Annotated in this window: 21 protein-coding genes and 1 pseudogene; 13 read left to right on the forward strand and 9 right to left on the reverse strand. The window is 72.0% G+C overall.

Annotation, left to right across the window (positions count from 1 at the left end):
• Nucleotide 1: 1 nt before the first annotated feature.
• From KV381_RS16430 to KV381_RS16445, 4 genes are all read right to left on the reverse strand, one after another.
• A complete protein-coding gene (locus KV381_RS16430) occupies nt 2–1,246 on the reverse strand; it encodes an AAA family ATPase (RefSeq protein ID WP_218785484.1) in 1,245 nt (414 codons plus the stop codon).
• Between the two features lie 3 nt (nt 1,247–1,249).
• Entirely contained in the window at nt 1,250–3,061 is a 1,812-nt protein-coding gene (locus KV381_RS16435; RefSeq protein ID WP_256995077.1) for a transposase, read from the reverse strand.
• 413 nt (nt 3,062–3,474) lie between these two features.
• A complete protein-coding gene (locus KV381_RS16440; protein WP_218785486.1) occupies nt 3,475–4,323 on the reverse strand; it encodes a TnsA-like heteromeric transposase endonuclease subunit in 849 nt (282 codons plus the stop codon).
• Nucleotides 4,324–4,562: 239 nt separating this feature from the next.
• Nucleotides 4,563–5,039 carry a helix-turn-helix domain-containing protein gene (locus tag KV381_RS16445; RefSeq protein WP_030078324.1) on the reverse strand — a complete coding sequence of 159 codons (477 nt, stop codon included), beginning with the start codon at nt 5,037–5,039 and terminating at the stop codon, nt 4,563–4,565.
• A 91-nt stretch (nt 5,040–5,130) separates the two neighbouring features.
• Here KV381_RS16445 and KV381_RS16450 point away from each other — a divergent pair, with 91 nt between their 5' ends.
• Nucleotides 5,131–5,622, forward strand: coding sequence for a PaaI family thioesterase (locus tag KV381_RS16450; RefSeq protein WP_030078326.1), 492 nt, complete (start codon nt 5,131–5,133; stop codon nt 5,620–5,622).
• A 202-nt stretch (nt 5,623–5,824) separates the two neighbouring features.
• Here KV381_RS16450 and KV381_RS16455 read toward each other — a convergent pair whose 3' ends face one another.
• On the reverse strand, nt 5,825–6,382 hold the full coding sequence (locus tag KV381_RS16455) for a TetR/AcrR family transcriptional regulator (protein WP_030078328.1): 558 nt from the start codon (nt 6,380–6,382) through the stop codon (nt 5,825–5,827).
• 133 nt (nt 6,383–6,515) lie between these two features.
• Here KV381_RS16455 and KV381_RS16460 point away from each other — a divergent pair, with 133 nt between their 5' ends.
• The 4 genes from KV381_RS16460 to KV381_RS16475 all read left to right on the forward strand — a co-directional run bounded on the left by KV381_RS16460 (nt 6,516) and on the right by KV381_RS16475 (nt 9,846).
• Nucleotides 6,516–7,199 (forward strand): SDR family oxidoreductase, encoded by a 684-nt coding sequence (locus KV381_RS16460; protein ID WP_218785487.1) that lies wholly within the window; start codon nt 6,516–6,518, stop codon nt 7,197–7,199.
• An 88-nt stretch (nt 7,200–7,287) separates the two neighbouring features.
• Complete coding sequence (locus KV381_RS16465; RefSeq protein WP_103537131.1) at nt 7,288–8,343, forward strand: aldo/keto reductase; 1,056 nt, start codon at nt 7,288–7,290, stop codon at nt 8,341–8,343.
• A gap of 155 nt (nt 8,344–8,498) precedes the next feature.
• A complete protein-coding gene (locus KV381_RS16470) occupies nt 8,499–9,503 on the forward strand; it encodes an NADP-dependent oxidoreductase (RefSeq protein WP_218785488.1) in 1,005 nt (334 codons plus the stop codon).
• Nucleotides 9,504–9,528: 25 nt separating this feature from the next.
• Nucleotides 9,529–9,846, forward strand: a complete 318-nt coding sequence (locus KV381_RS16475) for an alpha/beta fold hydrolase (RefSeq protein ID WP_107491603.1) — start codon at nt 9,529–9,531, stop codon at nt 9,844–9,846.
• 44 nt (nt 9,847–9,890) lie between these two features.
• Here KV381_RS16475 and KV381_RS16480 read toward each other — a convergent pair whose 3' ends face one another.
• The gene (locus KV381_RS16480) at nt 9,891–10,628 is read right to left on the reverse strand and encodes a VOC family protein (protein ID WP_086777218.1); all 738 of its coding nucleotides are present in this window, start codon (nt 10,626–10,628) and stop codon (nt 9,891–9,893) included.
• Nucleotides 10,629–10,780: 152 nt separating this feature from the next.
• Here KV381_RS16480 and KV381_RS16485 point away from each other — a divergent pair, with 152 nt between their 5' ends.
• Nucleotides 10,781–11,635 carry an alpha/beta fold hydrolase gene (locus KV381_RS16485; protein ID WP_103537129.1) on the forward strand — a complete coding sequence of 285 codons (855 nt, stop codon included), beginning with the start codon at nt 10,781–10,783 and terminating at the stop codon, nt 11,633–11,635.
• A 26-nt stretch (nt 11,636–11,661) separates the two neighbouring features.
• Here the strand turns inward: KV381_RS16485 and KV381_RS16490 are convergent.
• Nucleotides 11,662–11,981 (reverse strand): annotated as a pseudogene (locus KV381_RS16490) (aldo/keto reductase); the annotation flags it as partial.
• A 144-nt stretch (nt 11,982–12,125) separates the two neighbouring features.
• On the opposite strand from KV381_RS16490, the gene KV381_RS16495 reads away from it, so the two are divergent.
• The 5 genes from KV381_RS16495 (at nt 12,126) to KV381_RS16515 (ending at nt 17,323) form a co-directional block, all read left to right on the forward strand.
• Nucleotides 12,126–12,614 carry a MarR family winged helix-turn-helix transcriptional regulator gene (locus KV381_RS16495; RefSeq protein WP_218785489.1) on the forward strand — a complete coding sequence of 163 codons (489 nt, stop codon included), beginning with the start codon at nt 12,126–12,128 and terminating at the stop codon, nt 12,612–12,614.
• A gap of 158 nt (nt 12,615–12,772) precedes the next feature.
• The gene (locus KV381_RS16500) at nt 12,773–14,446 is read left to right on the forward strand and encodes an MFS transporter (RefSeq protein WP_218785490.1); all 1,674 of its coding nucleotides are present in this window, start codon (nt 12,773–12,775) and stop codon (nt 14,444–14,446) included.
• Nucleotides 14,447–14,561: 115 nt separating this feature from the next.
• Nucleotides 14,562–15,602 carry a peptidoglycan-binding protein gene (locus KV381_RS16505; protein ID WP_373307655.1) on the forward strand — a complete coding sequence of 347 codons (1,041 nt, stop codon included), beginning with the start codon at nt 14,562–14,564 and terminating at the stop codon, nt 15,600–15,602.
• A 201-nt stretch (nt 15,603–15,803) separates the two neighbouring features.
• Nucleotides 15,804–16,499, forward strand: a complete 696-nt coding sequence (locus tag KV381_RS16510; protein WP_373461041.1) for an HAD-IA family hydrolase — start codon at nt 15,804–15,806, stop codon at nt 16,497–16,499.
• A gap of 59 nt (nt 16,500–16,558) precedes the next feature.
• Complete coding sequence (locus tag KV381_RS16515; RefSeq protein WP_193463821.1) at nt 16,559–17,323, forward strand: phosphotransferase; 765 nt, start codon at nt 16,559–16,561, stop codon at nt 17,321–17,323.
• Nucleotides 17,324–17,366: 43 nt separating this feature from the next.
• On the opposite strand, the gene KV381_RS16520 is transcribed toward KV381_RS16515, so the two are convergent.
• Nucleotides 17,367–18,116 (reverse strand): TetR family transcriptional regulator, encoded by a 750-nt coding sequence (locus tag KV381_RS16520; RefSeq protein ID WP_208635380.1) that lies wholly within the window; start codon nt 18,114–18,116, stop codon nt 17,367–17,369.
• Nucleotides 18,117–18,135: 19 nt separating this feature from the next.
• Nucleotides 18,136–18,939, reverse strand: coding sequence for a TetR/AcrR family transcriptional regulator (locus KV381_RS16525; RefSeq protein ID WP_032786255.1), 804 nt, complete (start codon nt 18,937–18,939; stop codon nt 18,136–18,138).
• 119 nt (nt 18,940–19,058) lie between these two features.
• Between KV381_RS16525 and KV381_RS16530 the strand changes: the two genes are divergently transcribed.
• Together KV381_RS16530 and KV381_RS16535 are read left to right on the forward strand one after the other, a co-directional pair.
• Entirely contained in the window at nt 19,059–20,117 is a 1,059-nt protein-coding gene (locus tag KV381_RS16530) for an ATP-binding cassette domain-containing protein (RefSeq protein WP_256995078.1), read from the forward strand.
• A complete protein-coding gene (locus KV381_RS16535) occupies nt 20,110–20,946 on the forward strand; it encodes an ABC transporter permease (RefSeq protein WP_030625632.1) in 837 nt (278 codons plus the stop codon). Before KV381_RS16530 ends, KV381_RS16535 begins: the two co-directional genes overlap by 8 nt.
• Nucleotides 20,947–20,962: the final 16 nt, after the last annotated feature.

Below are 20,962 nucleotides of genomic sequence, written 5' to 3' on the forward strand. Positions count from 1 at the left end.
GTCACTTTCCCGCGGCCTTGTTGTCGAAGACGGTGTTGCGGGGTTTCTGGCGGCGCTTCGGAGTGGGCTTGGCAGGGACGGCGGGGATTTCGCCGGCCTGCGGGTCGCGGTCGAGAAGGTTGCCGAGGTTGATGGTGATCTCGTCGAGGAGCGGGATATGTAGCGCCTCCTGGCCGGTTTCCATGGCGCGGGTGCAGCCGTCCTGGACGAGTCGCCGCAGCAGACCGACGATGCCTCCGGTGCGGCGGAAGAGGTATTCGGGCATGTCGCCATCAGTGAGCATGCCATCCCGGGCACCGAGGAGTCGGAGTTGTTCCTCGGTGCCGGCCAGGTGCTCGATCCAGGCGTTGATCTGCTGAGGAGTGTCGTAGGTGAACGGGTCGAGATCGACCAGGTCGAAGCGGCGTTCGGTCTGGGTCGCGGCCTGGTCGCTGCGGCCTCGCCGCGCACTGGGCAAGGTCCACTGGCCAGTGCGGGGGTCGGGCCGTCCTTCGCGCAGGAGGCCCGAGCCGGGGATGTCGACGCCGATGAGGATGACGGTGGCGTTGAAGGACATCAGGTCGCGGATGAGGTCGAGCGTGTCCTGGTCGTCCTCGCGGTGCATCTTCAACCGGGTGATGTCGTCCAGGATCAGCACGGTGGTGTTGTGGTCGTGCAGGGAGGCCCGGACGCTGCGGATCAGGCCGCGGAGGGTCTTGGCGTAGGGGGCGCCGTAGAAGTCGAGGATCGCCTCGCAGAGCCCTTTCGGGGTGGCCTTGACCGGTGTCTGGCAGTAGGCGACGGGCACGAACAGGTCTCGGGTTCCCTCGATCGCGTTGGGGTTGAGCTGCTGGTGGAGGTCGCGCCAGAAGTCTTCGAAGGCCGCTGCGGCCTCGCATGCCGTCTCGGTCTTGCCCTGGTAGCCGCCCCCGCTGATCATCAGGCCGTCACGAGTGCCGGGAGTGAAGTTCAGTGCGTTGTTCTGGATGCGGGATCTCATCAGCGTGGTGACCCGACGGCTCATCGGGGTCTCCTGCAGCCCGAGGTTGACGTGCGAGGCGGTGCGGTGCAGATCGTGCAAGGCCCGGCGGCGAGCGGGCAGGTCCCTGTATTGGTCCGGGCTCAGCCGGGGAGCCGGGATGAACGCGCTGCGGGTCGTGCGCCAGCGCTGCCATCCCTCGAAGCTGAGCCGGTCCGGTGGCGGTCCAGCCCTCAGGAACGAGACGATGCTCGCCTCACCGTCACTGCCCGTGGCACGGTCGCCCATGGCTCACGCTCCCTCGTCCGGCGGGTCGGGCTGGGGGCGGTCGGTCTCGTCCTCGGGCAGCAGGAATAGGTTGCCGGAACGGTAACTCGCACCCAGCCGCGCAGGTTTGGTGGGACGTGCAATCACCGCCTCCTCACGGCGGTGTCGGCGCTCGGCGTCCAGGCCGGAGACGGCTTGCTCGACGCGCTGCGGCATGGAGGTCACGGGTGAGGCGGGGGCCGGGGCAGCTGCCCGGTCCTCGGCGGCGGCCCGAGCCTGGGTCTCGTCTCGGGCGTGGTTGATGCGTTCGGAGCGGGTGGTGGCCGTCTTCCAGCTGCTGACGGGGGCCCGGGCGGCGAGGATCTCCAGCAGCAGGGGCAGCAGTTCGGCATCCGTGCGGGGCCGCATGTCTGCCTCGCGTGCGGCGGCCAGTAGCTCGGAGACTCGTCGGTCACCGAACGCAGGGACCGTGCCGACCGGTGGCAGTCCGGTCCAGCGCAGTTCGTGCCAGTCGTGGGTGAGGGGGTCCTGGAAAAAGACGGTACGGCGGTCGCGCGGTTTGCGGTGGACGCACCAGCGGCCCTTGAACCTACCGCCCCGGGCCGAGCGCTCGTTCAGGTAGGGCTCAAGCGCGTCGCCATAATACCAAAGGCCCTTGATCTTCACTCCGCGCTCTCGCAGCACAGAGATGGGATGGGACGGCAGCAACTCGTAGTAGAGGTCCGGCTGCGGCAGCCGCAGCCCCAGGCCGGTCTGCTCGAAGGATGCCGCGAACAGACTGTTGGGGCTGTGGCTACCGCCGACGTCCCAAGCCGGGGCGTACTCTCCCAGGTGCCTCCGCTGCCAGATCCCCACGATCCAGGTGGCGACGAGGTGTTCCATCTCCTCCAGCGTCAGCACCTCCTCGTCCTCGGGGGCGGCCCCCCGGTCGGCGGCGTCGACGCCGGTGTATCCGGGCAGGTGCTCGAACAGCAGCGTCCTGATCGCGCCGAAGGCGCGCTCGACGGCGTGCTTGTCCGGAGGCCTCAGGGCCCGGGCCGGAAGGATGTTGCAGCCCAGCTTCCGCTCAACCTCAACCAGGTGGTGGTTGCGGTAGACCGACCCGTGGTCGGTGGTGACTGTCTCCGGGCTGAAGAACGGCAGCCCGGCCACCGGATGGCCAGCAAACTCGGCCACCAGCGCGGACGGCAGCCCCGGATACGGCCACTCCATCTCCGGCCCCCACTCCGGCCGCATCGGCAGTGGCAGCATCACGTCACGCAGCATCATCGCCGCGTCCACCGCGGTGTCCGAAACCAGCGTGAGCCGGAAAGCGCAGAGCGAATGGGTGAACACATCCAGCGCGAGGGTCAGGTGAGCCCTGACCGGCTCGCCGAAGACACCTTCGCGGACCATCGCCGGCAGCACCGTGGTGTCCAGCGCGACCACCTGCCCGGGACGGTCGACCAGCACATGCCCGGACCGTACCGGCAGATCGGCCGCCCCCAGGTTGCGTGGCCGTGACCCGCTGGGGCCAAACCACTCGTGCCAGACCTGCCGCAGCGTGTTGTATGACGGGACGTGCAGGTCGGGCCCGTAGGTCTCGTGTACGTACTGATGGATCAGGCGGGTGCGGGTGGCCATCCCGACCCGGGACCGGCCCTGTAGTTCGGCGTGGACCGCGAAGATCGCTTCCCGGATCTCCGGGCCGATGCTCGGGCGACGCCCACCAGGCCGCAGCCACCGGTCATCAGCGCATCCGATCAGCCCGGACCGCTCACGGCCACGCTCCCAGCGGATCAGCGTGCGGTATCCGACCCGGTCCAGTCCCAACAGCCGGGCCTCCTGCCGGTCCATCGCTGCCAGCTCGGCGACCTTGGCCCACCGTCGCTCGGTCAGCGTGGTGGTGGCCGGGTCGTAACACGGCCTCGGTTCTCCCGGCCTGGGATCCTGCGGATTCCCGCTACGGAACCCAGTGCCCACCTCCATCAGGTGGGCCGTTCGTAGCCGGACCAACTCCAGCTTCCCCGGCGGAAGATCAGCTACGGACGCGGGCTGCCGCCCGCGGTCCGGGCCGCCAGCCGCTGTGCGCGAGGACGGCTGACAAGTCGGATGGTTGACGAGGAACCGGAAGGTCAACTGCTGGCGGGCTCCCGCCGGATCGCGTACCACGACCCGTCCCAGATGGGGCTCATGCCGTTCGACAGTCCACTCCACCCCGTCCAGGACAAGCCCGGCCCCCGGAGCGAGATCAAGCGCCAGCGGAGGATTCACAGGGCCTCACCTGCCGGCTCGACCAGCGAGCGGTCACTCAGCGGAACAGAAAGATCGATACCGAGCGAACGGTGCCAGAGCTGGTGCAGCAGCTCCGCCCGAGCCAGCGGCGGAACCGTGGAAGCAGCCACGAGTTCCCCGAACGTCACCCGGGACCGAGCCCGTTCCAGGAGATCTGCCCGCATCCCGAGTGGATCGGGCAGCGGGCGGCGCTGACAGGACAAAGCGTCCAGTCCGGTGAAGACGTGTCGCCTCCAGCCTGCGGCCACTACGTATTCCCAGCCGCAGGCCAGTGCCATCTCAAAGGCGGCGGCGAACGACTCGACATCCTTCGCGCGCACCCGGTCGAGCGGTCGGACATCGATCAGACACACCCCAGCCCGGGACAGCACCAGGAAGTCCGGAACATGGACACGCGGCCCACCGCCGGTCCGGAACTGCAGCTTCAAGGGCTGCGGGACCACCTCCCGCACCTGGCCGGCGAAGTCCAGCGCGAGCAGAACCTTCGCTTCCTCCAGACTCTCGAAGCCGTGATGCCGCCCTGTGCTGACCATGTACTGAAGCCCAGGCCGATGACGCTGCCGCCGATGCCACGAGAACCAGCGAACCGGCCCGACCCCAGGAAGCTGAACCTGGGCAAGGTCCCGGACCGGCACGATCAGTTCGCCGCCTCCGAGGTTCAAGGTGACCGCCCAGCGACGAGTCCAGCCATCCGCGAGATCCAGATCCTGACGTCCAGAGACAGCCGACGCCCGTAGGAGCAAGTCGTCCCAGCGGCAGCGGTGCGACCACACCGCCCCCGCCTCAGGGTCTGCCGCAGGCAGCAGTCCGTACTCATCGGCCATGCCTTCAAGCAAACGCACGCCCACGCCACCCGCACCAGCGCGCTTCGAAATTGGTGACAACCCGACTGCGAACACGAGCCTTGTGACAACTAGCCCGAGCATTTGGTGACAACCATCGCTGCGAATGTGACCGAGAAGGCCAGGTCAGATCTCTCGCTTGGTGACAGTTATCGCTGCGAGTCACACTCGCGAGTGACCGAGCGCGGACAGCGAGGGCGCCCTCCGCGCGGCGGGTCGGATCAGGGGTGCGCAGGCCGGCGTCGGGCGCCCGGCCCCAGTCGGGCGGTGACGTCCTCGGGGCCGAGGGCCGCGTGCTCCGCGGAACACTGGACGGCGACGCGGACCGGGGAGCCGCAGTCGGTGTGGCGTACGTCCAGGACGGGCCCTTCGGGGCCGAGGGCATGCGCTTCGCCCCACTGGCTCAGCGCCATCAGAACGGGCCACAGGTCCCAGCCCTTGCGGGTCAGGCGGTACTCGTTGCGGGAGCGGCTGCCCGGCTCCCGGTAGGCGACGGTCTTCATGACGCCGGCCGCGATCAGCTTTCGGAGGCGGTCACTGAGAACGGCTTCCGAGAGGCCGATATGGCGGTGGAAGTCGTCGAACCGGCGGACCCCGTTGACGGCGTCACGCAGGATCAGCAGGGTCCATTTCTCCCCGACCACGTCGAGCGTGCGCTGGACCGGGCAGTTCTCCGTGCTCGCCTCAAGCCACTCCATTTCGCCATCGTAGGGCCCTGGCTTCGCCATTGACAGTCAGGTGAGGTCATGGCTAGCTTCACTTGCAAAAGTCAGAGGGAGGCGCTGGACCGTGGGGCGAACACGTACGTACAGCTGGGACGATCCCGCGATCCCGGCACAGGCCGCCGGATCCATGACCGGCCTCGCCTTCCTGCGAGAGGTGCAAGCCGGCCGGATCGCCGCGGCGCCCATCGGCCACACCCTCGACTTCACCCTGGACGAGGTGGAGTCGGGCAGGGCCGTCTTCTCCCTGACCCCGGGCGAGGAGCACTACAACCCGATCGGCAGCATGCACGGGGGCGTGTTCGCCACCCTCCTCGACTCGGCGGCGGGCTGCGCCGTCCAGTCCACGCTGCCCCGGGGGATGGCCTACACCTCGCTCGATCTGACCGTGAAGTTCCTGCGGCCGGTCACCGTGGACACGGGCAGGGTGCGCGCCATCGGCACGGTGATCAACGGCGGCCGCCGGACCGCCCTCGCCGAGGCCCGGCTGGTCGACGCGGCGGACCGGCTGCTCGCCCACGCCACCAGCAGTTGCATGCTCTTCTCGGTGCCCGGATAACCCGGTAGGCCGTGAGACATCGCCCGGAAGGTTCGGAAGGCTCCCTGGTCCGCGCCGCGGGTGCGGACGGCATCCTCGTACGTTCCGGTCGCACGCCCCTTCGCCGCGTCGACGGACGGGGCGTGGCGGCGTACCGAGTCATAGCCCCTGCCGCCAAGCCGACGGAGGTCGGCGCGCCGGCGGGAGGCAGCAGGGCGGACGGTCAGCCGGCCGTCACGGCCCTGTGCGCGGCGGCGAGGATCTCCTCGGAGATCGGGGAGCCCGCAGTGGCCCGGGACAGGACGAGCGCACCGAACAGGGTGCAGAGGCGGGCGACGCCGTCCTGGTCGTCGGTGGCGAGGAAACCGGCGAAGTCGGCCACCCCCTCGGTGTACACGCGACGGGCTTCCTGCCCCCCGCCTTCGCGTGCGATATCGGTGGCGAGCGCGGCTACCGGGCAGCCGTCCGCCGGGTCGTCGCGGTGCCCGACGGAGAGATAGGCGTCGATCAGGGCCCGCTGGGCGGCGTCGCGCTGCCCGTCGTAGCTTTCGAGACCGGCCGTATGGCGCCGGGCGAGTTCGGCGAAGGCGTGGGCGACAGCCTCGTCGACGAGCGCCTCCTTGGAGGCGAACTGCTTGTAGAAGGCGCCGTGGGTCAGTCCGGCCGCCTTCATCAGGTCGGCGACGCTCACCTGCGTGCCCTGCTCCCGGAACAGCCGCGAGGCGTTCTCCACCACCCTGCGGCGGTTCTCCTCCGCCTGCGCCTGCGATACGCGGCCCATGGCCACCTCCTCCGTGAACCCCATTTGGATGTCGACTGGCATCTATCGTAAACCGGTGTTTAGATTGGTTGCGTAATCTAATTTGTGCGGGTGGCCCCGGCGGCGCCCGCCAGGACCGGAAGCAGAGGCGGACATGGAGCTCAAGAACACGGTCGCGGTCGTCACCGGCGCCAACCGGGGGCTCGGGCGGCATCTGGCAGCCCAGCTCGTCGAGCGCGGCGCCAAGGTCTACGCGGCGGCCCGCCGCCCGGAGACGGTCGACCTGCCGGGCGTGACCCCGCTGCGGCTCGACGTCACGGACCAGGAGTCGATCCAGGAGGCCGCCCGCATCGCCTCGGACGCGACACTCCTGATCAACAACGCGGGCGTATCCACCGGCGCGACGCTGGTCGGAGGCGACCTGGGCGAGGTGCGCCGGGAGATGGAGACCAACTTCTTCGGCCCGCTTCTCACGACCCGGGCCTTCGCCCCCGTCATCGAGGGCAACGGCGGCGGCGTCCTCAACGTCCTGTCCGCCCTGTCCTGGTTCCATCCGGCAGGACTCGGCTCCTACGCCGTCACCAAGGCTGCCGCCTGGGCGCTGAGCGACGCGACCCGGGAGGAACTGGCCCCCCGCGGCATCGCCGTCTCCGCGCTGCATGTCGGCTACATGGACACCGACATGGCCGCGGCCGTACCCGCCGACCAGAAGGCCGACCCCGTCGAGGTCGCGGCTCACGCCCTGCGCGCGATCGAGGAGGGCCTGCCCGAGGTCCTCGCCGACGAGACCAGCCGGCTGGTCAAGGCGTCGCTGTCAGGCACGCCGGCAGCGGCCTGAGCCGCACCCGCCACCCTGTCCGGCACGCCGGCAGCGGCCTGAGCCGCACCTCGCCTTCCGGCCCATCGCTCACGTCAGAGGACTTCTCATGCGTTACACGACCTTCGGAAACCGGACCGGCCTGCGCGTGTCGGAGTACGCGCTCGGCACCGCCAACTTCGGCACCGGCTGGGGCGCCGGAGCCGAGCCGGACGACGCCCGCCGGATCTTCGACCGATTCGCCGAAGCGGGCGGCACCTTCCTCGACACCGCAGACACCTACCAGTTCGGCGAGTCGGAAGAGCTGACGGGCACGTTCGTCTCCGCCGACCGGGACCACTTCGTCCTGGCCACCAAGTTCACCGTCGGCGCGGCACCGCAGCCGACCGTCTCCAAGACCGGCAACAGCCGCAAGACCATGGTCGCCTCGGTCGAGGCCAGCCTGAAGCGCATGGGCACCGACCACATCGACCTGCTGTGGGTGCACTTCCCCGACGAGCTCACCCCCATGGAGGAGATCCTGCGCGGGCTCGACGACCTGGTGAGCTCCGGCAAGATCCACTACGCCGGCCTGTCCAACTTCCCCGCCTGGCGAGCCTCCCGCGCGGTGACCCTCGCGGAGCTGAAGAACTGGGCTCCCGTCATCGGCATCCAGCACGAGTACAGCCTGGTCGAGCGCACCGCCGACCGTGAGCTGCTGCCGATGACCGAGAGCCTCGGGCTCGGCGCGGCCCTGTGGTCCCCGCTCGGCGGCGGGCTGCTCACCGGCAAATACCGGAGCAGCGCCGAGGGCCGCCTCAGCGACCTGGGGGCGGTCATCCACACCGAGAGCACCGGCCAGAAGACCGCCGTCGTCGACGCCGTCCTGGCCGTCGCCGACGAGACCGGCGTGACGCCCGCCCAGGTGGCGGTGGCCTGGGTGCGGGAGCGTGCCGACCGCTCCGCGGCCTCGCTCGTCCCGATCATCGGGCCGCGCACCCTCACCCAGCTCGACAGCTACCTCGGCGCCCTCGACGTCCGGCTCACCCCCGAGCAGTACGCCCGGCTGTCCGATGTCAGCGCCGTCCCGCTCGGCGTCCCGCACGAGGGGACCGCCGCCTCCCTCGGCGGCATCCAGGGCGGCGTGCCCGGCCGTCTCCTCACCCCGGCCGCACCGGCGGCCTGACACCCGCCGTACCGGCAGGGGCGCCGGAAAACGAAGAACTCACCACGAAACCACGAAGTCACGAAGTCACGAAGTCACAGAACGGCGATCGTGCTGGGCCGGGCCCAGGATGAGCAGTGATCCCGTCCCCTCGCGGACGAGAGACGGAGACGAAGATGAAGGCCTTCCTGATCGAGAGGTACGGCGACAAGGCCGGGGTCCGCGCCGGTGAGGTGCCCGACCCGGAGGTGGGCGCCGACGACGTCCTGGTCAAGATCCACGCGGCGAGCGTCAATCCGCTGGACCTCAAGCTCCGCGACGGAGCCTTCAAGGCGTTCCTGCCCTACCGTCTCCCGCTCGTCCTGGGCAACGACCTCGCCGGGACGGTCGTCCGGGTGGGGCCGGCTGTCACCCGGTTCGCGGTGGGCGACGAGATCTACGCGCGGCCGGACAAGGACCGCATCGGCACGTTCGCCGAACTCATCGCCGTCCACCAGGACGACGTGGCGATCAAGCCGGCCGAGCTCACCATGGAGGAGGCCGCGTCCCTCCCTCTGGTCGCGCTGACCGCGTGGCAGGCGCTGGTCGAGCGGGCCCAGGTGCAGCCCGGCCAGAAAGTACTGATCCACGCGGGCGCCGGCGGCCTCGGGACCATCGCCGTCCAGCTGGCCAAGGCGCTGGGCGCGCACGTGGCCGCCACCGCGAGCACCGCGAAGGCCGACCTGGTGAAGGAGCTCGGCGCAGACGTCGTCGTCGACTACAGGAAGCAGGACTTCGAGACGGTCCTCGACGGTTACGACGTCGTCCTCGACAGCCTCGGCGGCGAGACCCTCGCCAAGTCCCTCCGGGTCCTCAAGCCCGGCGGGAAAGCCATCGGCGTCGCGGGCCCGCCCGACGCGGCCTTCGCCCGCGAACTGGGCCTGAACCCCATCCTGCGCATCGTGATGAGCGCGCTGAGCTTCACGACCCGGCGCCGTGCCAAGCGCCGCGGCGTGACGTACTCGTTCTTGTTCATGAAGGCCGGCGGCGGCACGCTGCGCGAGTTCGCCCGGCTCGTCGACGCCGGGAAGATCCGTCCCGTCGTCGACCGCGTCTTCCCGTTCGATCAGACCCCGAAGGCCATGGAGTACGTCGAGAAGGGCCGCGCGAAGGCCGGCAAGGTCGTCATCGCGATGACGTGAGGACAGAACCTCACCCGGACGACCGGTGAGAACCGCCCCGGCCAACAAGAAGATCCCGCCCCCGCTCCCGCGGCGGAGGAACCAGACCTCGCTCCGCGCCCAGTTGAAGGCCATTCACCGCTGGGGTCTCCAGACCCCGGCATACCTGTCGCGCATTCCCCACCCGGTCCTGGTGGCCAACGGTGAGAGCGACCGGACGGTGCCCAGCGAGAACACGCTCGACCTCGCAGCAGGACTGCCCCGGGGTGAACTCGTCCCGCTCTACCCCGATGCCGGGCACGGCGGCATCTTCCAGTACCACGACGCATTCGTCCCACGGGTCCTTGAGTTCCTCGAATCGTAGGCATCCGCCGTGGTCACGACGGGCCTCGCGCCGACCGGCCGGGTTCAGCGAGGCGAGAGGAGGCAGAACTCGTTGCCTTCCGGGTCGGCCAGGATCGTCCAGGAGATCGCGGACGCGTCGAAAGCGGGGTCGGTGGCGCCCAGCGCGCGCAGTCGGGCCGCTTCCGCCGCCAGGTCGTCACCGGAGTAGGGGGCGACGTCGAGGTGGACGCGGTTCCAGCCGCTCTTGGTGTCGGGCGTACGGACGAACTCCAGGTAGGGCCCGACGCCCTTGGCGGAACGCAGGGTCGCCAGGTCGTCGGTGACCTCGTGCGGCGTCCAGTCCATCGCCTCGCCCCAGAACCGGGCCATCCCCCGTGGGTCGGCGCTGTCCACCACCACCGCCGCGATCGGCCCGGTGTCCCGGTAGACCGGGCGGGGCTCCAGGACGCAGAACTCGTTGCCTTCCGGGTCCGCCATGACCGTCCAGGGGACGTCGCCCTGTCCCACGTCGGCGAGCGTCGCGCCGAGTCCCTTCAGGCGCTCGACCAACTCCGTCCGATGGGCCGCCGAGGTGGTGGCCAGATCGAGGTGCACGCGGTTCTTGACCGTCTTGGGTTCCGGGCGGGCGATGATGTCGATGCAGACGGCCGTCGGGCCGGGGTAGGCGAAGCCCACGGGTTCGAGGTTGGTCACGCCGGGCCCCTCGCTGTCGACGCCCCAGCCGAGCGCCTCCGCCCAGAACCGGCCGAGCGCGGAGTCGTCATGGGCCTTCATGTTGATCTGCACGAGTCGCGTTGCCATGCGGCAGATCCTAGAAGTCACGTCGGCCGCACGGGCCGCTCAGGCCGATGGGACCGGCGGTCGCGGTCGTGCTCGTGCTCGGCCCTCCCCGACCCGAAAACCTCGCCTCCGGGCCTTGCCCTCGAAGATCATTCCGTTGGAGCCTGGGAAGCATGCCAACTCTTCCGACCTTCGTCCTCGTCCACGGAGCCTTCGCGAACTCGTTCTCCTTCGCGCCGCTCCAAGCCGAACTCGGCCTGCTCGGGCACCGTTCGGTCGCGGTCGACCTTCCGGGGCACGGGTTCGGGGCCACGTACCCCGCCGCCTACCAGGCGCCCCAGGATCTCGGTGCGCTGGCCGCGGAACCGGGGGCCATCAAGGGCGTCACCCTCGCGGACAACGTGGCCCACGTGATCGAGGTCCTGGAACGGGCCAAGCGGAACGGGCCCACGATCCTCGTCTCCCACAGCCGGGGCGGCGTCACGGCCACCGCCGTCGCCAACGCCCGGCCGGACCTGATCGACCGGATCGTCTACGTCTCCGCCTGGTGCCCCGTCGATCTGGACGTGAACGACTACTACGCCCAGCCGGAGATGGCCGATGTCGACGCAGGAGCCCTGGCCCTCGCCCTCGTCGGGAACCCGGCCGAACTCGGGCTGCTGCGGGTCAACTTCCGTACGGCCGACCCGGCGGCGCTCGCCGGGTTCAGGCACGCGTTCGCGGCCGACCTCACCGACGACGAGTTCCGGACCTTCCTCAACACCTTCCAGCCCGACGAGAACCTCGACGTCGGTACGTCGGCCGACCGGGCGCAGACCGCGACCTGGGGTCGGGTGCCCCGGACCTACGTACGCCTGGCCGCCGACACCAGCCTTCCGCCCGCCCTCCAGGACCGCATGATCCGCGAGGCCGACGCGCTCACACCCGACAACCTCTTCGACGTCCGCACCCTCGAAGGCAGCCATCTGCGCTGGCTCGTCCGCCCGAAGCCGGCCGCCGAGCTGCTCGCCGGACTCGCCGCGCTCTGACGCCCGTCCGGGGCGGCCGGCAGCGGTCAGAGGTGGAGGCCCGCCGCCCCGGCCGCCGACAGCGTGAGGCCCGCCGCCCCGGCGGAGTCGCGGACCGAGGCGGGCCGGCGGGCGCCCGGGATCGGGACCACGACCGGTGACTGGGCCAACTGCCAGGCCAGGCAGACCTGCTGCGGGCTGACACCCGCGTACGGGCCAGGGCGTGGAACGGCGTGTCCGGTGCCGGCCCGGCCGCGTCCGGGTCGTCGACCGCGCTGCGCGAGATGCCGCCGAGCGGGCTCCACGGCAGGAAGGCCAGGCCGAGTTCGGTGCACGGGCCGAGCGTGTCCCGGGTCGACAGGTGGGCCTGGTCCTCGCCCGCCGCCGCCGTGGCCCCGGCGCCCACCCGGCCGAGGAGCTGGCGTCCCGGGTCCGCGACGGGCCGCCGGAAGAACGTTGACCATCCCTTTCCGGATGATCCGCCACGGATCGAATGAGTACGCTGGATGCCATGACCGCCATGACGCCCACCCGCACCGCCCCCGACCTCTCCTTCCTCCTCGACCACACCGGCCACGTCCTGCGGACCCGGATGGCGGCGGCGCTGGGCGAGATCGGCCTGACCGCCCGTATGCACTGCGTCCTCGTCCACGCCCTGGAGGAGGAGCGCACCCAGATCCAGCTCGCCGAGATCGGCGACATGGACAAGACCACGATGGTCGTCACGGTCGACGCGCTGGAGAGCGCCGGACTCGCCGAGCGCCGGCCCTCCAGCCGGGACCGGCGCGCCCGGATCATCGCGGTCACCGAGAAGGGCGCCTCCCTCGCCCAGCAGAGCCAGGCCATCGTCGACCGGGTCCACGACGAGGCCCTGACGGCCCTGGACGCGGGCGACCGCGCCGCCCTGCTCAAGGCGCTGAACGCACTGGCCGCCGGACATCTGGCCAACCCGGTGGAGAGCCCTCGCTCCGTACGCCGCGCACGCCAGACCGCGAAGTAGAGGAAGGGGAGAGGGGACAGGAGAGGGAGGCGGAGAAGGGGGCCGGGCGGGGCGGAGGCGGAGGATCAGGAAGGCGAGCGGACCGTAAGAGATAGTCCGCAACAAAACCATCTGCTACGGTCGCTCCTGTCGTCACCTCCATCGACAGGAGCGGACCCATGTCTGCCGACGCCCTGCCCTCCTCCACGCACCGCCCGCCGCAGCCGCCACCGCCGCCACCCACACCCCGGAGCCGGGCGCTCGCCCTCGGCGTGATCGCCACGGGGATGCTGATGATCGTGCTCGACGGTTCGATCGTGACCGTCGCGATGCCCGCCATCCAGGACGATCTGGGATTCACGCCCGCCGGGCTCAGCTGGGTGGTGAACGCCTACCTGATCGCCTTCGGCAGCCTGCTCCTGCTGGCCGGCCGGCTCGGCGACCTGATCGGCCGGCGGCCGATGTTCCTGGCCGGGACCGTGCTGTTCACCGCCGCCTCGCTGGTCGCGGGGGCCGCCGCCTCGCCCGCCGTACTGATCGCCGCCCGCTTCGCGCAGGGCCTCGGGAGCGCGATGAGCGCGGCGGTGGCCCTCGGCATCCTGGTCACCCTGTTCACCGAACCCGCCGAACGCGCCCGCGCCATCGCCGTGTTCTCCTTCACCGGCGCGGCCGGAGCCTCCATCGGCCAGGTCCTCGGCGGCGTCCTCACCGACGCCCTGGACTGGCACTGGATCTTCTTCATCAATCTGCCGATCGGCCTCGCCGTCCTCCTCGTCGCCCGGCGCGTCCTGCCCGCCGACCGGGGCCTCGGCCTCGCCGCCGGGGCCGACGCGCTCGGGGCGCTGCTCGTCACCGCCGGTCTGATGCTCGGCATCTACACCGTGGTCGAGGTGGAGTCGTACGGGTGGCTCTCGGCGCACACGCTGGGCCTCGGCGGCCTCGCCCTCGCCCTGCTCGCCGCCTTCGCGATACGGCAGACCACCGCACGCACCCCGCTGATGCCCCTGCGGATCCTGCGCTCGCGCACGGTGTCCGGCGCCAACCTCGTCCAGATGCTGATGGTGGCCGCGCTCTTCGCGTTCCAGATCGTCATGGCGCTCTACCTGCAGAAGGTCCTCGGTTACGGGGCCGCCGCCACCGGCCTCGCCATGCTGCCGGCCGCCGTGGTCATCGGAACCGTCTCGCTGGGTCTTTCGGCCCGGCTCGCCGCCCGGTTCGGCGAACGGACCGTCCTGCTGACCGGGATCGGGCTGCTGATCACCGCCCTCGGACTGCTCGCCAGGCTGCCGGTGCGGGCGGACTACGTCACCGATCTGCTGCCCGTGATGCTGCTCGCCGCCGGGTTCGGGCTCGCGCTCCCGGCGCTGACCTCGCTCGGCATGTCGGGTGCGGGCGACCACGACGCCGGGCTCGCCTCGGGCCTCTTCAACACGACCCAGCAGATCGGCATGGCCCTCGGCGTGGCCGTCCTGTCCACCCTGGCCGCCGGCCGGACCGAAGCGCTCGGCGCCGCCGGGCTCTCCTCCGCCGAGGCGCTGACCGGCGGCTACCGGCTGGCGTTCACCGTCGGTGCGGGGCTCCTCGCGGCGGCCTTCGCCGTCGCGGCCCTGATGCTCCGGCCGGGGCGCAGCGGCGAAGCGCCCGCACCCACCGGCGGAACGTCCGCACCTGTCGGCAGCACGTCCGCGCCCGGCCGCGACGCGTCCGCACCCGTCGACAGCACGTCCGCGCCCGGCGGCGACACGTCCGCACCCACCGGCGGAGCACCTACGTCCACCGGCGGGGCGTCCGAGGGCCCAACACCGGTCGCGGGGTCGGACGTTGGGCCCTCGCGTGGGCCCCTGGGCCCCTGACAGGGCGGGCGGCCGTCCCTACCGTCTATGCGGGTAGATCCTCGTACCCCCCGCTCATGCCCCGCTCGCCCCACGCGCCCTGCCGGCGCCGCCCGACCGCTTCGAGGGAGACCTGATGTGCCGATCCTGCGCCACCGCCGCCGCACCGGCCGATACGTCCGTGGATGCTGAGGCTCCGCCCCCCGTCCCCGGGGTGTCCCGGCGGGGGCTGCTGGCCGGCCTGGGCCTGGGCGCGCTCGCCGTGAACCTGAGCCTGTCGGCCGGAGCGTCCACGGCGGTGGCGGCGGAAGCGGAAGCGGCGGCCGCAGCGGCGGCGGAAGCAGCGGCAGCGGCGGCCGCGAAGAACGGGGCGTGGGCCAATCCCGCCCTGGGCCGGTTCCCGGCCGGCGGCCACTACGGCGCCCCCCGAGGCGGCGCGTCCCACGCCGGCCAGGACGTCAGCAACTCCACGGGCACCGCCGTCCACGCGGCCGCCGCCGGCACGGTCGTCCGCCGTTCGTGGGGCGGGGGCCTGCCCGGCCGGACCGGTAACGCCCTGGTGATCGCGCACGGCGGCAACCAGTACACGTACTACGGGCACCTCAGCGCCTACCGGGTCGCCCTCAACGCCACGGTCAGCGCCGGACAGCGGATCGCCGACATGGGGGCGACCGGCAATGTGACCGGTCCGCACCTCCACTTCGAGACGCACACCGGAAGCCTCGGCAGCACGGTGAACCCGGTCGGCTTCCTGGCCGCCCGGGGTGTGGACCTGTCCGGCGGCTGGTCGAGGATCGACCCGGGCGCGAGCGGCGCGACGGTCGTCGTGATCCAGCGCCTGATGACCCGGCGCGGGCACACGCTGGTCGCCGACGGGCAGTACGGTTCCGTGTCGGTCGCCGCCGTCAAGCGGTTCCAGAGCTCCAAGGGGCTGGTGGCCGACGGCCAGGTCGGCCCGGCCACCTGGCCCGTGCTCGTGTACACGCTGCGGCAGGGCAGCAGCGGGGACCATGTCCGGGCCCTGCAGACCGCGCTGAACAAGCGCAGCGCCGGGCTGGCGGTCGACGGCGGGTTCGGTTCCGTCACCACGAGCGCCGTCCGCGCCTACCAGAGCGCCAACCGTCTGGTGGCCGACGGCGAGGCGGGCCCGGTGACCTGGCGGGCGCTGACCGGCTGACCCGCCGCCGAGTGTGGGGCACACGGTGACGCGTGCTGTCCCGCGGGTCGCCCGGCAGGGCGGCCGTGGTCGGCCATGAACGGTCCGGCGGCCGGTTATGGTCGACCACGCAGACCACTGCACCACCGCATGACCGCGCGCCACCGCTTCACCTCCCCGCCGCGCCGAAGGCCACGCCGAAGGCCACGCAGGAGACCCGGCATGAGTACGCGACCCGCCCCCGCCTCCGTACCCGCTCCGGCCTCCGCGCCTGACACCGTCGCCCGCGCCTTCGACGCCGTGCTCTGCGACCTCGACAACGTCGTCCGCTTCTACGACACCGCCCCGCTCGCCGCCCTGGAGCGGGCCGCCGGGCTGCCGGAGGGCGCGACGACCGAGGTCGCCTACGCGCCCGAGGTCGATCTGCCGCTGCTCTTGGGCCGGATCACCCCGGCCGCCTGGGTGGAGGCCATCGCCGCGGGGCTCACGGAACGGGTGGGCGCCGACCGGGCCCGCGAGCTGGGCCGGGCCCTCGCGGACGCGCCCTTCCGGGCCGACGAGGAGGTGGTGGCCCTGCTGCGGCGGGCCAGGACCCACGTACCGCTGGTGCTCGTCACCAACGCCACCCTCCAACTGGACGACGACCTCGCCCTGTTGGGCCTGACCGACCTGGCCGACGCGGTCGTGGGCAGCGCCGTGGAGCAGGTGGCCAAGCCCGACCCGGCGATCTACCGCATCGCGGCCGAGCGGGCGGGCGTACCGGCGGCGCGGTGCCTGTTCGTGGACGACCGGCAGGAGAACGTCGACGCGGCCGTCGCCCTCGGCATGACCGGTGTCCTCTTCCGCGAACCGGCCGACCTGCGCGCCGCGTTGGGGCCGTGCGCGGAGCGGGCCGCGCAGCCCCGCCCGGGTCGGTGACCCCCCGGACCGGGAGCGGTGACCCCGGGGACCGCGAGCCGGAGGTGCTGTCCGGTGGGATGGCCAACGCCGGAGCCGTCCTGCGCCACGGTGACGCCGTCGAACGCCCCGCTCCACGCCACGTCTCCGTCCTGCACGCCCACCTCCGGGCACTGCGCGGGCAGGGTTTCGACGGTGCGCCCGTGCCCCTGGGCGTCTCCGCCTCCGGTCTCCGCGAGCGGCTCTCGTACCTGCCCGGCAAGGTCGCCGTCGCCCCGTACCCGGACTGGACCTGGACGGACGAGGCCCTGCGCTCCGTGGGGGCGCTGCTCCGGCGGATGCACGACGCGGCGGCGGCCGTACCGTTCGACCGCGCCGCCGACTGGCCCGCCGACCTGGCCGACCCGCAGGGGGCGACGGCTCCCGGCGCGGTGGTCTGCCACAACGACGGGTGCCTGGAGAACGTGGTGTTCCGGGGCGGCGGCGCGGCCGCCCTCATCGACTTCGACCTGGCCGCGCCGGGCCGCCCGGTGTGGGACGTGGCCATGGCGGCACGTTACTGGGCGCCGATGCGGGGGCGCGCCGGTCTCGACCCGGCGCACCGGCTGCGGGTGCTGGCCGACGGCTACGGGCTGGGGCGCGCGGACCGGGCCGCGCTGCCCGCGGTGATCGAGCAGGCCACCGCCGTGTGCCGGGCGTTCGTCGAGTCGCGGGTGGCGCGCGGGGACGCGGCGTACGTGGCGGCGTACGAGGAGAGCGGCCGTGCGGCGTGGGACCGGCACCAGAGCCGACTGGCGGACCGCCGCCACGAGTTGACCGCCGCCCTGCTCGCCGACTCCGGCTGACCGGCGCATCAGCTCAACGGCATGGCCCTCGGCCCCGCAGCGCTCAGCCGCGCGGCCTCGGCTCCAGGCCCGTCCGCAGCTGGACGAACGCGTCCTCGGCCGCCTGCACCGCGCCCGCGTAGACCCGGTCCGCGCTCTCCCCCGCGTCGATCCGCCGCCAGTTGTCCAGGGCCAGGATGCGCAGGACGGCGACGATCTGCCCGGCCGCGAGCCGTTCGGACACCCCGCCGCCCAGCGCCCGGGCGAGGGCCGCCTCGGAGCGGCCCTGGTAGGCGTACATCCGGGCCACCAGCGACGGCGTCCCGTACAACAGGCGGAGGAACGCCAGCACTTCGGGTACGTCGCACAGGCCGGTCACCGGGTCGCGCCGGTCGAGGCCGTCGAGGAAGTGGCGGCGCAGGGCGTCCAGCGGGCTGTCGCCGGAGGGCCGTCCGGCGACCACCCGCGCGGCCTCGTCCTCGTGGTCGGCGAACCGGTGCAGCACCAGGTCCTCCTTGGCGGGGAAATACCGGAACAGCGTCGGCTTGGAGATGTCCGCCGCTGCCGCCACCTCCGCCACGGACACCTTGTCGAAGCCGCGCTCCAGGAACATCGCGATGGCCGCGTCGGAGACCGCCTGGTACGTCAGCCGCTTCTTGCGCTCCCGCAGACCGAGCGGCGCCGAAGGCCGCTGCCGTACGGGGCCGGACCCGCGGGCGGCCCCGCCTCCGGGCGCGTCCCCGGGTCCGCCTCCGGGCCGGTTCCCCGGTCCGCCCACGGGTTCGTTCCCGGCGTTCTCTCCGCTCATGACCATGAAGCGTACGCCCTTGATCTCAGGCGGATCCGGCGTCGCAGCCCGGGGCCCGGGAGCCCTCGGCCGTCCTGCGGACCAGCGCCTCCACCCCGTCCAGCAGGCGTTCCATGCCGAAGGTGAACTCGTAGTCCGCCTCGTCCGGCTCGCTCATCACCCCGGTCTCCAGCTGCCGGGTGATGCCGGGGTGCCGCTCCGGGTCGACGAGCCGCTTGAGGGTGCGTTCGTAGGAGGCCATCAGCTCATCGGGCGTGATCCCGCGCGTGGCGACGGCCGCCGCCAGGTCGCTCACCATCAGCGCCTCGCTGCGGACGAAGTTGGAGATCAGCAGGATCACCGAGGTCTTGTCGCCCTCGGCGAGACCGGTGCCTCCCAGCGCCTGGAGCCCCTGCTCCCACCACGCGATCGAGTTCGGCGTCGCGGGCGGGCCGCCGATGGGGATCCGGAGCGCCCAGAGGTTCGCGCGGTAGCGGTCGCGCTGCGCCGACGCCCATTCGGTGAGCGCCGCCCGCCAGCCCGCGCCCGTCTCCAGGGCGGTCAGGGGCTCCGGCGGGCCGACGGCCGCCTCCTGCATCAGGACGTACAGCTCGTCCTTGGCGGAGACGTACCGGTACAGGGACATCGTGGACGCGCCGAGCTCCTGGGCGACCCGGCCCATCGACACGGCCCCGAGCCCGTCGGCCGCCGCGACGCCCACCGCCGCGGCCACGATCCGCTCCAGGCTCAGGCCGGGTTTCGGGCCCTTGGCCGGGCGGTCGCGCAGCCCCCAGGCAGCCTCCAGGCTGGCCGGCAGGTCGCCGCCGTCCGAGCCGCTCTTCTCCGTCACCGCATCCCCTTCGCCCGGCGTCCCGCGCCCCCGTACGCCTTGACCCCATCCTAGGGATGCGTAATGCTTACGCAATAACGCGTATGTCATACGCAGAAGAATGCGGAAGAGGTCCCGACATGACCGACCCGACCGACCCGACCGACCCCAACGGCCCGAACAGCCCGAACGGCCCGAACGCTCCACTCGACACCCGTACAGCCACCGGCACCGGCACCGGCGAAGCCCTCGCCATCGAGGCGTACGGCCTCACCAAGTCCTACGGAAAGCCCGCCGTCCGGGTCCTCGACGGCATCGGCCTCCAGGTCGGGCGCGGCACCGTCTTCGCCCTGCTCGGGCCGAACGGGGCCGGCAAGACCACCACCGTCCGGATCCTCGCGACGCTGACCGAGGCCGACTCCGGCAGCGCCCGCGTCGCGGGGTACGACGTCGTCGCCGACCGGAGCGCGGTGCGCCGCTCCATCAGCCTCACCGGGCAGTTCGCCGCCGTGGACGAGACCCAGACCGGCGAGGAGAACCTGCGGATGATGGCCCGGCTCACCGGGCTGCCCCGGGCCGCCGCCCGGCGCCGGGCGGCGGAGCTGCTGGAGCGCTTCGACCTCACCGCGGCGGCCCGCCGCCCCGTCCTCACGTACTCCGGAGGCATGCGCCGCCGCCTCGACCTGGCCGCCGGGCTGGTGGGCTCACCGGAGCCCGGGGTGTTCTTCCTGGACGAGCCGACCACCGGCCTCGATCCGCGCAGCCGCCAGGAGCTCTGGGAGGTCGTCCGGGAGCTGGCCGCGCGCGGCGCGACCGTCCTGCTCACCACCCAGTACCTGGAGGAGGCCGACCGCCTCGCCGACCGGATCGCCCTGCTGAACCGGGGCCGGATCGCCGCCGAGGGCACCGCCGCCGACCTCAAGTCCCGGTTCGGCGGACACCGCCTCGACCTGGTCCTCACCAGCCGCGAGGCCTACCTCCACCTGGCCGCCCGGGCCGTCCACCACTCCCCCGAGACCCTCACGCTCGGCCTCCCCACCGACGGCTCGGCGGCCCAGGTGCGCGCCCTGCTCGACGAGATCGACCCGGACAGCCGCGCGATCGAGAGCTTCGCCCTGCACAGCGCGACCCTCGACGACGTCTTCCTGGCCCTGACCTCGAACACACCCACGAACCCGGAGGCATCCAGCCGTGTCTGACACCGCCGTTCAGCGGAGAAGCCCCGCCCGGCCCACGGACGCAGCCGTGCCGGACCCCGGCCGCGGGCCCGGCCCGCTCACCCACACCGTCGTCATGGCCGCCCGCGCCCTGCGCATCAGCAGCCGCAACATCGACGCGCTGATCACGTCCCTGGCCCTGCCGATCATGCTGATGCTGATCTTCGTCTACTTCTTCGGCGGCGCGATCGACACCGGAGCGGACTACGACTCGTACGTCATGTACGTCGTCCCGGGCGTCCTGCTCCTGTCCGCCGGGTTCGGCGCGGCGACCACCGCCACCGCCGTCAGCGAGGACATGAAGGGCGGCATCATCGACCGCTTCCGCTCCCTGGACGTGGGCGGTACGCCGGTGCTCGCCGGGCATGTGGCGGCCAGCACCGTCCGCAATCTCTGCGCCACCACCCTGGTCTTCGGCGTCGCGCTGCTGATCGGCTTCCGCCCGGCCGCCACCTGGAGCGGCTGGCTCCTGGTGGCCGTCGTGCTGGTGGCCTACATCGTGGCCCTGTCCTGGATCTCGGCGGCGATCGGCCTGCTGGCCCGGACCCCGGAGGCGGCGAGCGGCTTCACGTTCTTCATGTCGTTCCTGCCCTACCCGAGCAGCGCGTTCGTCCCGACCGAGAACATGCCGGACTGGCTGCACGGCTTCGCCGACCACCAGCCGATCACCCCGGCCATCGAGTCGCTGCGCGGGCTGCTGCACGGCCAGGACGTGGGCAACACCCCCTGGATCGCGCTCGCCTGGGCCGCCGGCATGCTCGTCGTGGCGATCAGCGCGTCCGGGACGCTGTTCCGGATCCGGACGCGCTGACCCCGGGGCACGGACG

Origin of the sequence: Streptomyces sp. WY228, from assembly GCF_019287315.1 — a bacterium.
GTDB lineage: Bacteria > Actinomycetota > Actinomycetes > Streptomycetales > Streptomycetaceae > Streptomyces > Streptomyces caviscabies.

Bases quoted from the DNA above. Each gene is read 5' to 3' on its own strand.
- KV381_RS16430 (WP_218785484.1), bottom strand. From the start codon at position 1,246: ATGGGCGACCGTGCCACGGGCAGTGACGGTGAGGCGAGCATCGTCTCG.
- KV381_RS16435 (WP_256995077.1), bottom strand. From the start codon at position 3,061: ATGGACCGGCAGGAGGCCCGGCTGTTGGGACTGGACCGGGTCGGATAC.
- KV381_RS16440 (WP_218785486.1), bottom strand. From the start codon at position 4,323: ATGGCCGATGAGTACGGACTGCTGCCTGCGGCAGACCCTGAGGCGGGG.
- KV381_RS16445 (WP_030078324.1), bottom strand. From the start codon at position 5,039: ATGGAGTGGCTTGAGGCGAGCACGGAGAACTGCCCGGTCCAGCGCACG.
- KV381_RS16455 (WP_030078328.1), bottom strand. From the start codon at position 6,382: ATGGGCCGCGTATCGCAGGCGCAGGCGGAGGAGAACCGCCGCAGGGTG.
- KV381_RS16460 (WP_218785487.1), top strand. From the start codon at position 6,516: ATGGAGCTCAAGAACACGGTCGCGGTCGTCACCGGCGCCAACCGGGGG.
- KV381_RS16465 (WP_103537131.1), top strand. From the start codon at position 7,288: ATGCGTTACACGACCTTCGGAAACCGGACCGGCCTGCGCGTGTCGGAG.
- KV381_RS16470 (WP_218785488.1), top strand. From the start codon at position 8,499: ATGAAGGCCTTCCTGATCGAGAGGTACGGCGACAAGGCCGGGGTCCGC.
- KV381_RS16480 (WP_086777218.1), bottom strand. From the start codon at position 10,628: ATGGCAACGCGACTCGTGCAGATCAACATGAAGGCCCATGACGACTCC.
- KV381_RS16485 (WP_103537129.1), top strand. From the start codon at position 10,781: ATGCCAACTCTTCCGACCTTCGTCCTCGTCCACGGAGCCTTCGCGAAC.
- KV381_RS16495 (WP_218785489.1), top strand. From the start codon at position 12,126: ATGACCGCCATGACGCCCACCCGCACCGCCCCCGACCTCTCCTTCCTC.
- KV381_RS16500 (WP_218785490.1), top strand. From the start codon at position 12,773: ATGTCTGCCGACGCCCTGCCCTCCTCCACGCACCGCCCGCCGCAGCCG.
- KV381_RS16505 (WP_373307655.1), top strand. From the start codon at position 14,562: ATGTGCCGATCCTGCGCCACCGCCGCCGCACCGGCCGATACGTCCGTG.
- KV381_RS16510 (WP_373461041.1), top strand. From the start codon at position 15,804: ATGAGTACGCGACCCGCCCCCGCCTCCGTACCCGCTCCGGCCTCCGCG.
- KV381_RS16515 (WP_193463821.1), top strand. From the start codon at position 16,559: ATGGCCAACGCCGGAGCCGTCCTGCGCCACGGTGACGCCGTCGAACGC.
- KV381_RS16520 (WP_208635380.1), bottom strand. From the start codon at position 18,116: ATGGTCATGAGCGGAGAGAACGCCGGGAACGAACCCGTGGGCGGACCG.
- KV381_RS16530 (WP_256995078.1), top strand. From the start codon at position 19,059: ATGACCGACCCGACCGACCCGACCGACCCCAACGGCCCGAACAGCCCG.